Source organism: Trinickia sp. (assembly GCF_051954495.1).
GTDB lineage: Bacteria > Pseudomonadota > Gammaproteobacteria > Burkholderiales > Burkholderiaceae > Trinickia.
The window spans coordinates 74,781-87,475 of sequence record NZ_JBQCHR010000162.1; the positions used below are offsets into that span (position 1 = coordinate 74,781).

Sequence of the window (12,695 nt, forward strand, 5' to 3'; positions counted from 1 at the left end):
CGAAAAACCCGGCTCGGCACGGGCGCCGCCGTTGCGTTCAGCATAGTCGAAGCCGCGCGCGGGGCGGCTTGACCTGAGTCAACCATCTCGACGCGCCGTGCCTCTAGACTCGTATTCAGCTAGACGAGAAACGATGGGCGGAGGAATCGACCATGACAGCGCACACACGCCGGGCGGCAGCGGCACGAGCCGCCATCGCGGCGCTCGTCGCGGTGACGGAATGGGCGGCGGCCGGCGACGCTTTGGCTCAACCGCCCGAACCCACCGCGCTCATCGACCAGCAGCATTGCATGTTCTGCCACACGGTGGATCAGCCGTTTCTTGCGCCGTCGTTTCGCCAGATAGCCGACCGCTATCGCGACAAGCCGCAGGCCAGCACGATGCTCGAATCGAAGCTCATGCACGGCGGCAAGGCGCATTGGGGCGACATGCCGATGCCGCCCCCGCCCGAACGCGGCGGGCCGCTGTCCGCCAAGGACGCGCACACGCTTGTGCAATGGGTATTGAGTCAGTGAGGGCAACCGGCGAAACACGCGACACGACGAGGACTCGACAATGCGTATCACCGTTCATCTCAGCACGTTCGATGAAACCAACCCGTGCGCCTACGCGATCCTGTGGATCGATCGCGATACATTGCGGTGGTCGCGCGAAAGCCACTTCGGCCTCGACCTGCCTGAGTGGGGCGTCGTCCGCGCGCTGCCGGGCACGACGCTGCTGAACGGGCCGCACGACGGCGCGCCGCTTTGCGAGCTGGACGGACTCGATGTGGTCGAGGATACCGGCCCATTCGAGGGAGAGACCGGCGGCGCGCACTTGTACAGAACGAAAGCGCGCGGCCACTGGCACGTGCAATGTATCGACGAAGATCTCGCCATACCGGAGCACGGCCTGTTCGCCGACGACGAAGGAATCTGACGGCGAGCCGAGGTGCGGCGGGGTATGTCGGAAGCCTACGCCTGCGGCCCCCGCCGACACGCGCCTCTTTTACTCCGCGGCCACGGTGCGCTGACGCTGCTCGCCCAGTCCGGCGATGCCGAGCCGCATTGTCTGTCCCGCCTTGAGATAGATCGGAGCCGGCTTGATCCCGAGCCCCACGCCGGGCGGCGTGCCCGTGGAGATGACGTCGCCGGGCTGCAGGCTCATGCAGCGGCTTAGATAGGCGACGAGTTGCGCGACACCAAAAATCATCGTCCGCGTATTGCCGTTCTGATAGCGATGGCCGTCCACCTCCAGCCACAAGTCGAGCTTCTGTGGATCGGGCACTTCGTCGCGCGTCACGAGCCACGGGCCGATCGGGCCGAACGTGTCGAAGCCCTTGCCCTTGTCCCACTGGCCGCCGCGCTCGATTTGCCACTCGCGTTCGGAGACGTCGTTGACCACGCAATAGCCGGCGACGTAGTCGAGCGCGTTGCCTGCCTCGACGTTTTTGCAATGCTTGCCGATGACGACGCCCAGTTCGACTTCCCAATCGGTCTTCGTCGACCCGCGCGGGATTTCCACGTCGTCGTTCGGCCCGACGATCGCGCTCGTCCACTTGTTGAATACGACGGGCTCGGTCGGGACGGGCAAATTCGACTCGGCCGCGTGGTCGGCGTAGTTCAGCCCGATGCAGACCATCTTGCCCACACGCGCGACGCAGGGGCCGATGCGCGCGCCGTCAGGCACGCGCGGCAACGACGAGGCATCGAGTGCGCGCAGCCGCGCCAGAGCGCCGTCGGACAGCACCTCGCCCGCGATGTCGTCGACGACCGACGACAGATCGCGCATGACGCCGTCCGCGTCGATGAGCGCCGGCTTTTCCTGGCCCTTGGGGCCGTAGCGAAGAAGTTTCATTTAGGTCTCGGTTGAGAAAACGAAATAGGTCACATCGACGGCCGCCGCTCAGTTCGACCAGCCGCCGTCGATCAAATGAATCTGCCCGGTCGTAAACGCCGCCTCGTCCGATGCGAGGTAGGCGGCCAGCGCCGCGATCTCCTCCGGCCGACCGATCCGGCCCATCGGCTGTCGCGCGACGAATGCCGCCTCGACTTCGGCGACGCTCTTGCCCTGGGCTTGCGCCTGCTCGGCAATGCGCGCCGACAGCGACGGCGATGCCACGGTGCCGGGGCAAATCGCGTTGCAGCGGATGCCGCGCGTGACGAAATCGGCCGCCACGGCCTTCGTGAGGCCGATCACAGCCGCTTTCGTCGTGCCATAGACGAAGCGGTTGGGTACGCCCTTGACGCTGGAGGCCGCCGACGCGAGATTGACGATCGAGCCGCCGCCGCGCTCCAGCATGGTAGGCAGAAACGTTCGTATTGTGCGATACATCGACCGAACGTTCAGATCAAATGACAAATCCCAGTCTTTTTCATCGCATTCGAGGATCGTGCCCGCATGGACGAAGCCCGCGCAGTTGACGAGTACGTCGATGCCGCCGATTGCCCGCGCCAGCTCGGCGATCGCCGCGGCGTCCCGCACGTCCAGGGCCCGCGTCTCGAACGGCGCATCGGCAAGCAGATCGAGGCGGATGTCGGTGGCGACCACGCGCGCGCCCTCGGCGGCCAGGCGTTCGGCGCACGCGCGGCCGATCCCCTGCGCGGCGGCCGTGACGAGCGCGGTCTTGCCGGCCAGACGGGCCGACTGCGGCGCGGGAAAAGTCGTAGCAATAGCGGTCATCGTGTGCGGCACTCCATTGAAAGAAGACGTTCAAAGACCGAATGCGCCGGCGCGCCGCCCGCATCGGCACGGCGCATCGGCGCGCAAGCGCGGGGCCGCGTGCTCAAGCGCTCGGCACCGGCGCGCGCGGATCGAGCAAACCCTCGGCGCGCAGCGTTTCCCAGAGCGCGCCCGGGATGGGCGCCGTGAAGGCACGCAGGTTCTGCTCGAACTCGCTTGCGCTGCTCGCCCCCGTCAAGACGCTCGACACCGCGCAGTGAGCATACGGAAATTGCAACGCCGCGCTGGGCAACGCCACGCCGTGCGCCTCGCACACCGCTTCGATGCGTGCGACGCGCTCGACGACCGCCTCGGGCGCCTGCCCGTAGTTGAATTTCAGGGCGCTCGACGCCGCGGCCGGCGATTCGCGCAAATGCCGTACGCCCCGCGCAAGAATGCCCGAATTGAACGCCCCGCCGACGAAAATCGAAACGCTGCGCCGCTCGCATTCGGGCAGCAGTGCGTCGAGCGTCTGCTGTTCGAGCAGCGTGTAGCGACCGGCAAGCAGCGCGCAGTCGATCTCGCACTCGCGCATGGCGTCGAGCACGGCGGCGGCCTCGTTGACGCCGAGGCCCACGGCGCGCACCGCACCCGACGAGCGCAATTCGTCGAGCGCCTTGAAGCCGCCCTCGCTCAATTGGCGCCAATAATGGGCGCTCTGCTCGCCATGCGTCAGTGCGCCGATGTCATGCACGAGCAAAATGTCGATGCGCGCTACGCCGAGCCGCTGCAAGCTATCGTCGAACGAGCGCAGAATGCCGTCGTACGTGTAGTCGTAGACCGGCTCGAACGGCAACGGATGCGCCCAGCCGTCGCGCGGCGCGCGCGCGCCGTCGCCGCGGTTGGGCGCCATGAGCCGCCCTGCCTTCGTCGACAGCACGTAAGCGTCCCGCTCGCGCTCGCGCAACGCGGCGCCGACGTAATGTTCGGCTTTCGTATAGCCGTAGTAAGGCGCGGTATCGAACAACCGAACGCCCGCTTCCCAGGCTGCGTCGATCGTCGCGCGTGCATCGGCTTCGCTCACGTCGCGATACAACCCGCCTAGCCCTGCGCTCCCGAGTCCGAGCGCGGTCACCGCAAGCGAGGTGCGTCCCACGCGGCGCCGCACGCCGACGGCCTGCTGTGCGCCGGCGTTCATGCGCCCATCCGTGCGGGGATGGCCGTAGCCGGTACGATCGGCAAGCACCCGGGGCCGATCGGTTCGAACGCTTTGTACGTCAAGATGAACTCCTGATGGCCGAGCATTTCCGATTTCGAGCGTTCGCCGCGCCCCACGGCCCGTGTCGCGTCGAAGATTTCTTGCCCCACTTCGTCGAGCGATGCGCGCCCCTCGAGAATCCGTCCCGCATCGACGTCCATGTCACCTGCGAGATTACGATACGTCGCCGGATTCGCGCAAATCTTGACGACCGGGGAAATGGCCGAGCCAACGACGGAGCCCCGCCCCGTCGTGAACAGGATCACGTGGCACCCGCAGGCGATCAGCTCGCCGATTTCGGCGTTGTCGCTGATGTTGGGAAAGCCGAAGCGCGGCTCGCCGTCGGGCACGACGTCGAGCAGATAAAGGCCGCCCGTCGGCGGAATGTCGCCGGGTTTGACGATGCCGACGATCGGCGACGCCCCGCTTTTCGCATAGGCGCCGAGCGATTTCTCCTCCTGCGTCGTGAGGCCGCCGTCGGCGTTGCCGACGGCAAAACTGCCGTGCCCCATGACGGTGTAGTAGCGAGCCGCCTTCTCGACGCAGGCGACGATGGCGTCGCCCAGTTCCGGCCGGGCCGCGCGCGCCTTCATGTGATATTCGCAGCCGACGAGTTCGCCCGTCTCCTCGAAGACGCACGAAGCGCCGCGCGCGATCATCGCATCGAAGGCGCGGCCGACGGCCGGGTTGGCGGTAAGGCCGCTCGTGCTGTCGGAGCCGCCGCACACGGTGCCGACGATGAGTTCGTCGAGCCGCATCGGCACGGGGCGCATCTGCGCGAGCGCACGCCGCGCACCCCGCACCCACTCTACGCCGCGGGCTATCGTGCTGCGCGTGCCGCCCGTTTCCTGAATCGTCAGCACCTCGACGGGCCGTCCGCTCTCGCGCACCACATCGACCAAATGATGCTTGTTCATACTCTCGCAGCCGAGCGAGACGAACAGCACCGCGCCCACGTTCGGATGCGTCGCGATCCGCGCCAGCATCTTTTGCGCATATGCATTGGGATAGCAACCCGGAAAGCCGATCAGATGCACGTCGGGCGGCGCGTCGTGCGCGTTCACCGCCTCGAACACGGCATCGGCATCGGCATCGGCCGAGGCGTCGCCGTCGAAGTCCGCGTCAGTCAAGCGTGGCGTGAACTGCGTGACGATCTCGCGCGCGACGTGATGCGCGCACTCGACGAGATACGCGACCGCCACGACGTTGCGGATGCCTTTTCGTCCGTCGCTGCGCGCATAGCCGAGAAGCGGTGCGGAATCGGTGTGATGCTCGTTCATGGACGTTTCCGCTAAATATTCATTCGTCGTGCTCGACGAAGGCATGCCCCGCGTCGAGCGTATAGGTGGGCAAATAGTCGCTTTCGAGGTTGTGCGTGTGCAAGTGCTCGCCCTTGGCGACGGCGCGGGTGACATGCCCGATCGGCGCACCGTAGCGCAAAACCTTGTCGCCGGCCGCCAATGAGCGACGGGCCACCTTGTGGCCGAGCGCGACGGTGACGGGGAGCACCACCGTCTCGCCGTCGATTTCGAGCGGGACGCCCGCCTCCAGCGTCGTCGCGGCGATGAGGCAGTTGTCGTCGGGAGCAAGCAGCAAGAGCCGAGTGTCGAACGTCATGATGGCTTACTCCTGGCTGCCGGCCACGCGGGCGATCATCAACGAGCCGAGGATGATCGCCCCATAGATCGCCTGAATCCAAAACGAAGGGACTTGCGCCAGCGTCAGCAGGTTCTGCACGACGCCGAGCAGCAACACACCCGTGAGCGCACCGAACATCGTGCCCTTCCCTCCGTCGAGCGAGATGCCGCCGATAACCGCCGCCGCGAAGACGGTGAAAATCATCCCATTGCCTTGATTCGCGTTGATGGCGCCGACATACCCCGTCACGATGAGCCCGCCGATCGATGCGAGCATGCTGCCGAGCACGAACACGCCCCACACGACGCGCTCGACGCGAATGCCGGCCGCGCGCGCGGCCTGCGCATTGCCGCCGATCGCATAAAGCGCACGTCCGATGCGGTGATAGCGCAACACGAAGGCGGCAACGGCGAACGCCGCGGCCGCGAGCCAAACCGACAACGGTAGTCCGAGCACCGTGACCGTGGCGAGTGCGAAGAACGACGGCGGCATGTCGAACAGCGTTCCGCCCTTCGTCGCGCCGACGAGCATGCCGCGCAGCACGATCAGCATGGCCAGCGTGACGATGAAGGCGTTCAAACGCATCCGCACGACGAGCAACCCGTTGATCCAGCCGATCAGCGCCCCCACGGCGACGATGACGACGAGTCCAGCGAGTGGAGACCATTGCCAGCCGAAGCCGGCCGACGTGGCGGGCATGACGAGCATGGCCCCGAGCGCCGGTGCAAACCCCACGGTCGATTCCAGCGAAAGATCGAACTTCCCGACGATGACGATCAGCGACTCGGCCAGGACGACGAGCGCGAGCGCGGCCGACGCGCCGAGCACGCTGACGAGGTTGGCGCGCGTCAGAAAGCTCGGGCTGACCCAAGCGCCCACGGCGATCAGCAAGGCCAGCGCGGGCAATAGCGCAAGGTCGCGCCAGCGCGCCAGATCGATACGCAGGCCGCGCTCGCGCGCCGCGCGGGCGAGTGCGAAACCGGCCGCTTGGCCCTGCGTCCCGGGGCTCGACAAACTAGGCTTCATTGAGGTCCACTCCTTCGATCGATGCGATCAATTCGTGATCGGCCCATCCCGCCTCGAACTGCGCGACGATGCGCCCGCGAAACATGACGAGCACGCGGTCGCAGCCGCGCAAGTCGTCGAGCTCGCCGCTCGCGACGATGACCGCGCGCCCTGCTTCGCGCGCACGTTCGGCGATACCGAGCAGCGCCTCCTTCGATCTGACGTCCACGCCGGCCGTCGGATCGATAAGGACGAGTACGCGCGGGTCGGTCGCCAGCGCCCGGGCCATTACGACCTTTTGCTGATTACCGCCCGACAATCCTGAAACCGGTGCGAGCGGGCCCGGCGCGACGATCCCGAGCGCATGGATCGCTTCGCGGGCGAGTCTTGCCTTGACCGAAGGCGGCGCGAACCCGAATGCCGCGAGCCGCCGCGCCAACGTCATCGTCGCGTTCTCCGCGATCGACTGCGTCAGCACCAAGCCTTCCTTATGGCGATCCTTGGGTACGCACCCTACGCCGGCATCGAGCGCCGCGGGCACGTCGCCGTACGGCAGCGTGACGCTCGCTCCGCTATCCGCCGCGAACACACGGACCGCTCCGGCGCGAGGCGAACGCAAGCCCGCGATCGCTTCGGCGACGCTCGTTCGTCCGCTGCTCGTCGCCCCGGTCAACCCGACCACCTCGCCGCGCCGCACCCGCAGGGAGACATCGTCGTAGTCCGCGCCGCACAGCGAGACGACTTCCAGTGCGCACGGCGCGTCGCCCAACGGCTCGCGCCTCGACGCATCGGCGCCGGCTAGCGCGCCGGACTCGCCCGTCATCGCTTCGATCAGCGCCTCGCGCGGCAGCCGCTCGACGCTCGAGGTCAAGATGCGGCGCGCGTCGCGCAGTACCGTGACGGCTTGGCAGATCTCATACACCTCTTGCAGATGGTGCGAGATGAACAGGAACGTGACGCCCTCGCGCTGAAGCTCCTCGATTCGGCGAAAGAGCCGCTTGATCTCGTCGCCGTCGAGCTGCGCGGTAGGCTCGTCGAGAATGATGAAGCGCGCCCCGTGCGACAGCGCCCTGGCGATTTCCACGAGCTGACGCGCCTCGACGCCCAGATCGCCGCAACGCGCGTCTTCGCGCACGTCGATACGCCAGTGATCGAGCAATGCGCGCGCTTGGCGACGCATTGCTCGCCAATCGATGATCCCGCGCCGCACGGGCTGACGATTCACGAACAGGTTCTCGGCCACGCTGAGTTCGGCAATGACGGTCGAATGCTGATAAACGCAGGCCACGCGCTCGCGCCAGGCGTCGCGATCGGCGAGCGGCGGCGCGATGTCGCCGCCGAAGCGAATCTCGCCCTGATCGGGTTTGCGCAAACCCGTCAGCAGCGAGACGAGCGTCGATTTGCCCGCGCCGTTGCGCCCAACGAGCGCATGCGATTCGCCCGGCATCACGCGCAGACAGACGTCGGCCAGCGCCGTCGTCGAGCCGAAGCGCTTGGTCGCGCCGCGGACGTCGACGACGGGCAAGGTCTCGGGCCCCGCCGCTTCAACGGAAAATGGAACGGCACTCATGTCGGCTCGCTCGGTTGCACGGCAATTCCATGATTCGATCGTCGGATACGCTCACTTGAGCGTATTGCCCCAAAGGTTCTTGTCGTCGACGTTCGCCTTGGTCACGAGCGGCGCGGGCAGTTGATCTTCGAGAATGCCGGGCGCGAGCTGAATGATCGTGCTGTCGTGATCGGTCGGACCCGGCTTGAACGTCTTGCCGGCCAGCGCCTCTTTCATGTACCAGAGCCCGTACTTCGCGTAGCTGTCGGCCGGCTGCGAGACGGTTGCGTCGATTTCGCCCTTGCGAATCGCGTCGAACTCTTGCGGGATGCCGTCGTTGCTCACGATGACGATGTGTTTCGGGTCGCCCACCGGAAACAGCATTTGCTTGCGCTTGAGCGTCTGCAGCGTCGGCGACAAGTAGACGCCGCCCGCCTGCATGTAGATGCCCTTGAGGTCCGGGTTCGCGGTCAAGAGGCTGTCGAGCGCGGACGCGGCCACGTCGCCTTTCCAAGCGGCGGGAATTTCAAGCACTTGAAGCTTCGGGTAGTGGGTCTTGATGCAGCTGCGGAACGCTTCGGACCGATCGCGGCCGTTGACCGAGGCGAGGTCGCCCATGATCTGCACGACCTTGCCGGCCTTCACGTGATCGCCAATGTATTTGCAGGCTTTTTCGCCGTAGGCGCGATTATCCGCGCGCACGACCATGGCGACCTTGCCTTGCGTCGGCGCTACGTCGACGGCCACGACGGGAACATGCTTGGCCGCCGCGGCATCGAGTGCGCGGCTGATCGCGGCTGAATCGAGCGGCCCCGTCACGATGCCCTTGACGCCTTGATTGAGCAGATTGTTGATGTCGGTGATCTGCTGCGCCGGATCGCCGTTCGAATTCACCGGAGCGAGCATGTCGATGCCGAGCGTCTTGGCGTATTGCGGCAGATAGTTGTTGTATGCCTGCCAGAAGGGCGAAGTCAGCAACGGCAGGTTCGCCCCGACGGCGTCGCTCGCGGCGCGAGCGGCGGGCGAGACGGCGAGCAGCACGCTAAGCGCCGCCGCCAGCGCAGCGCCGCGGCGCGCCCAGGATCGCCCGCGCGAAGGCGGCGACACGAAATCCATTGCCCGAATTGCGCCAAATCCGGCGTTCGCCGGCTCGCTGCTGAACGTCATAGTCGTCTCCGTCTCCAGTGGTGCGTCGGTATGACGCAACGGTACGGGCCCGTGGGGCCCGATTCTGATGGTCCGCACTGCGGCGGCTTCGCTATGCTGCGTGTTTTCGCTATATCGGCCATGTCGAGCGTTCGGACGTCTCTTTCCTCGCCCGATCGCTCTGTTTATTCATGGATGAACATATTATTCATATACGGATGATCGTCCGTCAAGCGCGACGATTGCCGGTGTTTTCCCTTACCTTCACGCCGTGAGGCCGCGACGCTAGTGAAATCAGACAAACAGACCGCCGAGAAAGAGACCGTGTCGACGGTGACGACCGACGAAGCGGACCGCTACCGCGCCCCTGCGCTCGACAAAGGCCTGGACATCATCGAATTGCTGTCCGAGCAAAAGGAAGGGCTCACCCGGGCCGAGATCATGAAGGCGCTCGGGCGCAACGCGAGCGAGATCTACCGGATGCTCGAGCGCCTCGTTGCGCGGCAATACGTGGTGCGCTCGCCGGCCGGCGACCGCTATTCGTTGAGCCTCAAGTTGTTCGCGCTCGCTCACCGTCACCCGCCGATCAACCGGTTCATCGCCGAGGCGCTCCCCGTCATGCAAACGTTCGCCGAGCAGGCCGAGCAGTCGTGTCATCTGACCGTCTACGATCGCGGCAACCTGCTCGTGATCGCTCAGGTCGACGGGCCGGGCACATGGGGATTGTCGATTCGCCTGGGCTCACGCGTCGGGTTGATCGATACCGCGTCGGGACAAGTCATGCTGGCGTATCAGAGCGAAGCCGAGCGTGCACGCATGCTGGCCGAACACACGAAAGTCAAAGGCGAAATCGCGCTTGGCGATGCCGCCCTCGCCTCGCTGTTGGCGGCGATCCGCGCCGAGGGGCACTTGCGCAAGGACAGCTCGCAGACGTTCGGCGTGACGGACGTGACGTTCCCGATTCTGGGGCCGTCGGGTCACGCGATCGCCTCGCTCACGACGCCGTACATGCGGCGCATCGACGACTACGTCGCGCCATCGCTCGAGGACGTGACGACGATGCTGCGCGCGGCCGCGGACGAGCTGTCGATGCACGAAACGCGCTGAGCAAGACGATTCGGGGCGCCGCGCCGGCGGCGGCCCGCCTAAGTTCGCGCTGGCCGCGCTCAACTTGGCCCCGATTCCGCCGTTAATTCAAGGAAGATGGGCGAGCGGCCCCTGAATTGCCCCGCTCGCCTTTCGCCAAAGCAAGCTCATATCGATCCATGAAACCAGGCACACCGAACGAACCCACCGGCCTCGACGCAGCGGGCGTAGGCTCGACCGACCTATTCGAACTCACCCCGACCTCACTGTGGCTCGAGGATTACAGCCGTCTGCGCGCGCTGTTCGACACATGGCGCGAGCAAGGCGTGACCGATCTGCGCGCCTTTTTGGAAGCGGACACGCGTCGCGTCGCGCAGTGCTCGGCTTGCATCCGCGTGCTGAAGGTCAATCGCCGTACGCTCCAAATGTATGGCGCCCGCGACTTCGATGAGCTTTCCGCGCGCTTGGACGACGTGCTGCGCGACGACATGCTAGAAGCGCACGTCGACGAACTCGTGCAAATGTGGTCCGGCAACGGCAGCTTCGAAAGCAAAAGTGTGAACTACACGCTCGACGGCCGACGGATGGACATCCTGCTCAAAGGCGTCATGCTGCCGGGCCACGAAGCGTCGTGGGACCGCGTGCTCGTCGCCATCGACGACATCACCGCGCTCGAAGACGCTCGCCGGCGCGCGGCGGCGAGCCATCGATACGCACAAGGTCTGTTCGAGCATGCGCCCGTTTCGCTATGGATCGAGGACTTCCGCCGCATCAAGCGTTTGATCGATGAGGTGCGCGAGCAAGGGATCGTCGACTTTCGCACGTTCACGGACGTGCACCCCGAGTTCGTCGAACGCTGTATGGCCGAGATCGTCGTGCTAGACGTCAATCGCTACACGATCGACCTATTCAAAGCCGAAGACAAAGCGTCGCTGCTCGCTCGCCTGCCCGAAGTGTTCCGCGACGACATGCGCCAGCACTTTCGGGAACAATTGATCGACCTGTGGGAAGGCCGGCTCTTTCAACAGCGCGAGGTATTGAACTATTCGCTCGACGGCGCCGAGGTGCATTTGCACCTGCAGTTCTCCGTGTTTCCGGGGCATGAAGACGAGTGGGACCTCGTGCTGCTCGCACTGACCGACATCACGGCCCGCAAGAAGGCAGAGGCATATCTGGAATACCTCGGCAAGCACGACGTGCTGACGAAGCTGAAGAACCGTTCGTTCTATGTCGACGAACTGAACCGCCTCGAGCGCAAAGGCCCGTTCCCTGTCAGCGCGATCATCGTCGACCTGAACGATCTGAAAACCGTCAACGACCAGCTCGGCCACGCGGCGGGCGATGCTTTGCTTCGGCGCGCGGGCGAAGTGCTCGCGAAGGCGATTCACAAGCCTTATCACGCGGCTCGCATCGGCGGCGACGAATTCGCCGTGCTGCTTCCGGGCGCGAGCGAGCGCGAGACGGAGGTCGTCGCGGAAAGCATCCGGCAAATCGTCGAGCTGAACAATCAGTTCTACTCCGGGCCGGCGCTGAGCTTTTCGATGGGGTGCGCCACCTGCGATCGGGGCGAGCGCATCGAAGACATGCTGCGCGAAGCCGACGTGGCGATGTATGAGGACAAGCGCCGCCATCACGCCGCGGACGCGACGAGCGAGGGCTGATTGGAATTCCTCGCATGCAGGGCTTGACAATCTATCTACCAGTAGATAAAGTACCCCCCATGGACACGACGACGAAACCGGTACGGGAGCAGATCCTAGACCACGCCATTACGTTGATGATGCTGCGGGGGTACAACGGGTTTAGCTACCGAGATTTGTCGGAACTCGTCGGTGTGAAGACATCGAGCATTCATTACTACTTCCCGTCGAAAGACGATTTGGTGCTCGAAGCCGTACACGCGTACACGCAGGAAGTGCAGGCCGCTGTGCGGACGATCGACACGGCCTTGCCGGCGCAAGCCAAGCTCGCGACATTCGCGAAGATGTTCGGCCGCACGTTGGGCGACGGCGATCATATCTGCCTGTGCGGCATGCTGGCGGCCGACATCGAAACGTTGCCCGAGCCTGTCAGGCTGGCGGTCCAAGCGTTCTTCAAGGCGAACGAAGCGTGGCTCGCCACGGTTTTCGCCGAAGGCGCGCACGACGGTACGCTGGCAACCGCGGCAGCGCCCGAGCAAGCGGCTCGAGCTTTCTTCGCCGCGTTGCAAGGGGCGGGATTGGCGAGTCGGCTGTTCCGAACGAAGAGCCGGCTCGACGAAGTCGAAGCGTCGTTCAAGTTGTCGAAGTAGAAGTCGAAGTAGACGCAGTCGAAGCGGTTAAAGCAGTACCCGGGGCGCGCGGTAGCCGCCCCTATTAAATGGCTCATCGCTCT

13 protein-coding genes are annotated in these 12,695 nt (G+C 65.3%); 5 read left to right on the forward strand and 8 right to left on the reverse strand.

The window, feature by feature from the left end; genetic code table 11:
* The first annotated feature begins 152 nt into the window (after positions 1–152).
* Together ACTHNR_RS22655 and ACTHNR_RS22660 are read left to right on the forward strand one after the other, a co-directional pair.
* Positions 153–515, forward strand: a complete 363-nt coding sequence (locus ACTHNR_RS22655) for a c-type cytochrome (protein ID WP_440550418.1) — start codon at positions 153–155, stop codon at positions 513–515.
* Between the two features lie 40 nt (positions 516–555).
* A complete protein-coding gene (locus ACTHNR_RS22660) occupies positions 556–918 on the forward strand; it encodes a DUF3564 family protein (RefSeq protein WP_440550420.1) in 363 nt (120 codons plus the stop codon).
* Between the two features lie 69 nt (positions 919–987).
* On the opposite strand, the gene ACTHNR_RS22665 is transcribed toward ACTHNR_RS22660, so the two are convergent.
* The 8 genes from ACTHNR_RS22665 to ACTHNR_RS22700 form a co-directional block, all read right to left on the reverse strand.
* Complete coding sequence (locus ACTHNR_RS22665; protein WP_440550422.1) at positions 988–1,836, reverse strand: ureidoglycolate lyase; 849 nt, start codon at positions 1,834–1,836, stop codon at positions 988–990.
* Between the two features lie 48 nt (positions 1,837–1,884).
* The gene (locus tag ACTHNR_RS22670; protein WP_440550424.1) at positions 1,885–2,661 is read right to left on the reverse strand and encodes an SDR family oxidoreductase; all 777 of its coding nucleotides are present in this window, start codon (positions 2,659–2,661) and stop codon (positions 1,885–1,887) included.
* A gap of 103 nt (positions 2,662–2,764) precedes the next feature.
* Positions 2,765–3,838 carry an aldo/keto reductase gene (locus ACTHNR_RS22675; RefSeq protein ID WP_440550425.1) on the reverse strand — a complete coding sequence of 358 codons (1,074 nt, stop codon included), beginning with the start codon at positions 3,836–3,838 and terminating at the stop codon, positions 2,765–2,767.
* Positions 3,835–5,178: a UxaA family hydrolase gene (locus tag ACTHNR_RS22680; protein ID WP_440550427.1), complete on the reverse strand. Its 1,344-nt coding sequence runs from the start codon at positions 5,176–5,178 to the stop codon at positions 3,835–3,837. Before ACTHNR_RS22680 ends, ACTHNR_RS22675 begins: the two co-directional genes overlap by 4 nt.
* Before the next feature lie 19 nt (positions 5,179–5,197).
* Positions 5,198–5,515 carry a UxaA family hydrolase gene (locus ACTHNR_RS22685; protein ID WP_440550428.1) on the reverse strand — a complete coding sequence of 106 codons (318 nt, stop codon included), beginning with the start codon at positions 5,513–5,515 and terminating at the stop codon, positions 5,198–5,200.
* A gap of 6 nt (positions 5,516–5,521) precedes the next feature.
* The gene (locus ACTHNR_RS22690; protein WP_440550430.1) at positions 5,522–6,562 is read right to left on the reverse strand and encodes an ABC transporter permease; all 1,041 of its coding nucleotides are present in this window, start codon (positions 6,560–6,562) and stop codon (positions 5,522–5,524) included.
* Positions 6,552–8,111, reverse strand: a complete 1,560-nt coding sequence (locus tag ACTHNR_RS22695; RefSeq protein WP_440550432.1) for a sugar ABC transporter ATP-binding protein — start codon at positions 8,109–8,111, stop codon at positions 6,552–6,554. The genes ACTHNR_RS22690 and ACTHNR_RS22695 overlap by 11 nt, the downstream gene beginning before the upstream one ends.
* Before the next feature lie 51 nt (positions 8,112–8,162).
* A complete protein-coding gene (locus ACTHNR_RS22700; protein ID WP_440550469.1) occupies positions 8,163–9,206 on the reverse strand; it encodes a sugar ABC transporter substrate-binding protein in 1,044 nt (347 codons plus the stop codon).
* Positions 9,207–9,560: 354 nt separating this feature from the next.
* On the opposite strand from ACTHNR_RS22700, the gene ACTHNR_RS22705 reads away from it, so the two are divergent.
* The 3 genes from ACTHNR_RS22705 to ACTHNR_RS22715 all read left to right on the forward strand — a co-directional run bounded on the left by ACTHNR_RS22705 (position 9,561) and on the right by ACTHNR_RS22715 (position 12,612).
* The gene (locus tag ACTHNR_RS22705; protein ID WP_440550471.1) at positions 9,561–10,343 is read left to right on the forward strand and encodes an IclR family transcriptional regulator; all 783 of its coding nucleotides are present in this window, start codon (positions 9,561–9,563) and stop codon (positions 10,341–10,343) included.
* A gap of 158 nt (positions 10,344–10,501) precedes the next feature.
* Positions 10,502–11,983: a diguanylate cyclase domain-containing protein gene (locus tag ACTHNR_RS22710; protein WP_440550434.1), complete on the forward strand. Its 1,482-nt coding sequence runs from the start codon at positions 10,502–10,504 to the stop codon at positions 11,981–11,983.
* A 59-nt stretch (positions 11,984–12,042) separates the two neighbouring features.
* The gene (locus ACTHNR_RS22715) at positions 12,043–12,612 is read left to right on the forward strand and encodes a TetR/AcrR family transcriptional regulator (protein WP_440550436.1); all 570 of its coding nucleotides are present in this window, start codon (positions 12,043–12,045) and stop codon (positions 12,610–12,612) included.
* The last annotated feature ends 83 nt before the right edge of the window (positions 12,613–12,695 follow it).

Bases quoted from the DNA above. Each gene is read 5' to 3' on its own strand.
- ACTHNR_RS22700 (WP_440550469.1), bottom strand. From the start codon at position 9,206: ATGGATTTCGTGTCGCCGCCTTCGCGCGGGCGATCCTGGGCGCGCCGC.
- ACTHNR_RS22695 (WP_440550432.1), bottom strand. From the start codon at position 8,111: ATGAGTGCCGTTCCATTTTCCGTTGAAGCGGCGGGGCCCGAGACCTTG.
- ACTHNR_RS22690 (WP_440550430.1), bottom strand. From the start codon at position 6,562: ATGAAGCCTAGTTTGTCGAGCCCCGGGACGCAGGGCCAAGCGGCCGGT.
- ACTHNR_RS22655 (WP_440550418.1), top strand. From the start codon at position 153: ATGACAGCGCACACACGCCGGGCGGCAGCGGCACGAGCCGCCATCGCG.
- ACTHNR_RS22710 (WP_440550434.1), top strand. From the start codon at position 10,502: ATGAAACCAGGCACACCGAACGAACCCACCGGCCTCGACGCAGCGGGC.
- ACTHNR_RS22675 (WP_440550425.1), bottom strand. From the start codon at position 3,838: ATGAACGCCGGCGCACAGCAGGCCGTCGGCGTGCGGCGCCGCGTGGGA.
- ACTHNR_RS22665 (WP_440550422.1), bottom strand. From the start codon at position 1,836: ATGAAACTTCTTCGCTACGGCCCCAAGGGCCAGGAAAAGCCGGCGCTC.
- ACTHNR_RS22680 (WP_440550427.1), bottom strand. From the start codon at position 5,178: ATGAACGAGCATCACACCGATTCCGCACCGCTTCTCGGCTATGCGCGC.
- ACTHNR_RS22670 (WP_440550424.1), bottom strand. From the start codon at position 2,661: ATGACCGCTATTGCTACGACTTTTCCCGCGCCGCAGTCGGCCCGTCTG.
- ACTHNR_RS22715 (WP_440550436.1), top strand. From the start codon at position 12,043: ATGGACACGACGACGAAACCGGTACGGGAGCAGATCCTAGACCACGCC.
- ACTHNR_RS22660 (WP_440550420.1), top strand. From the start codon at position 556: ATGCGTATCACCGTTCATCTCAGCACGTTCGATGAAACCAACCCGTGC.
- ACTHNR_RS22685 (WP_440550428.1), bottom strand. From the start codon at position 5,515: ATGACGTTCGACACTCGGCTCTTGCTGCTTGCTCCCGACGACAACTGC.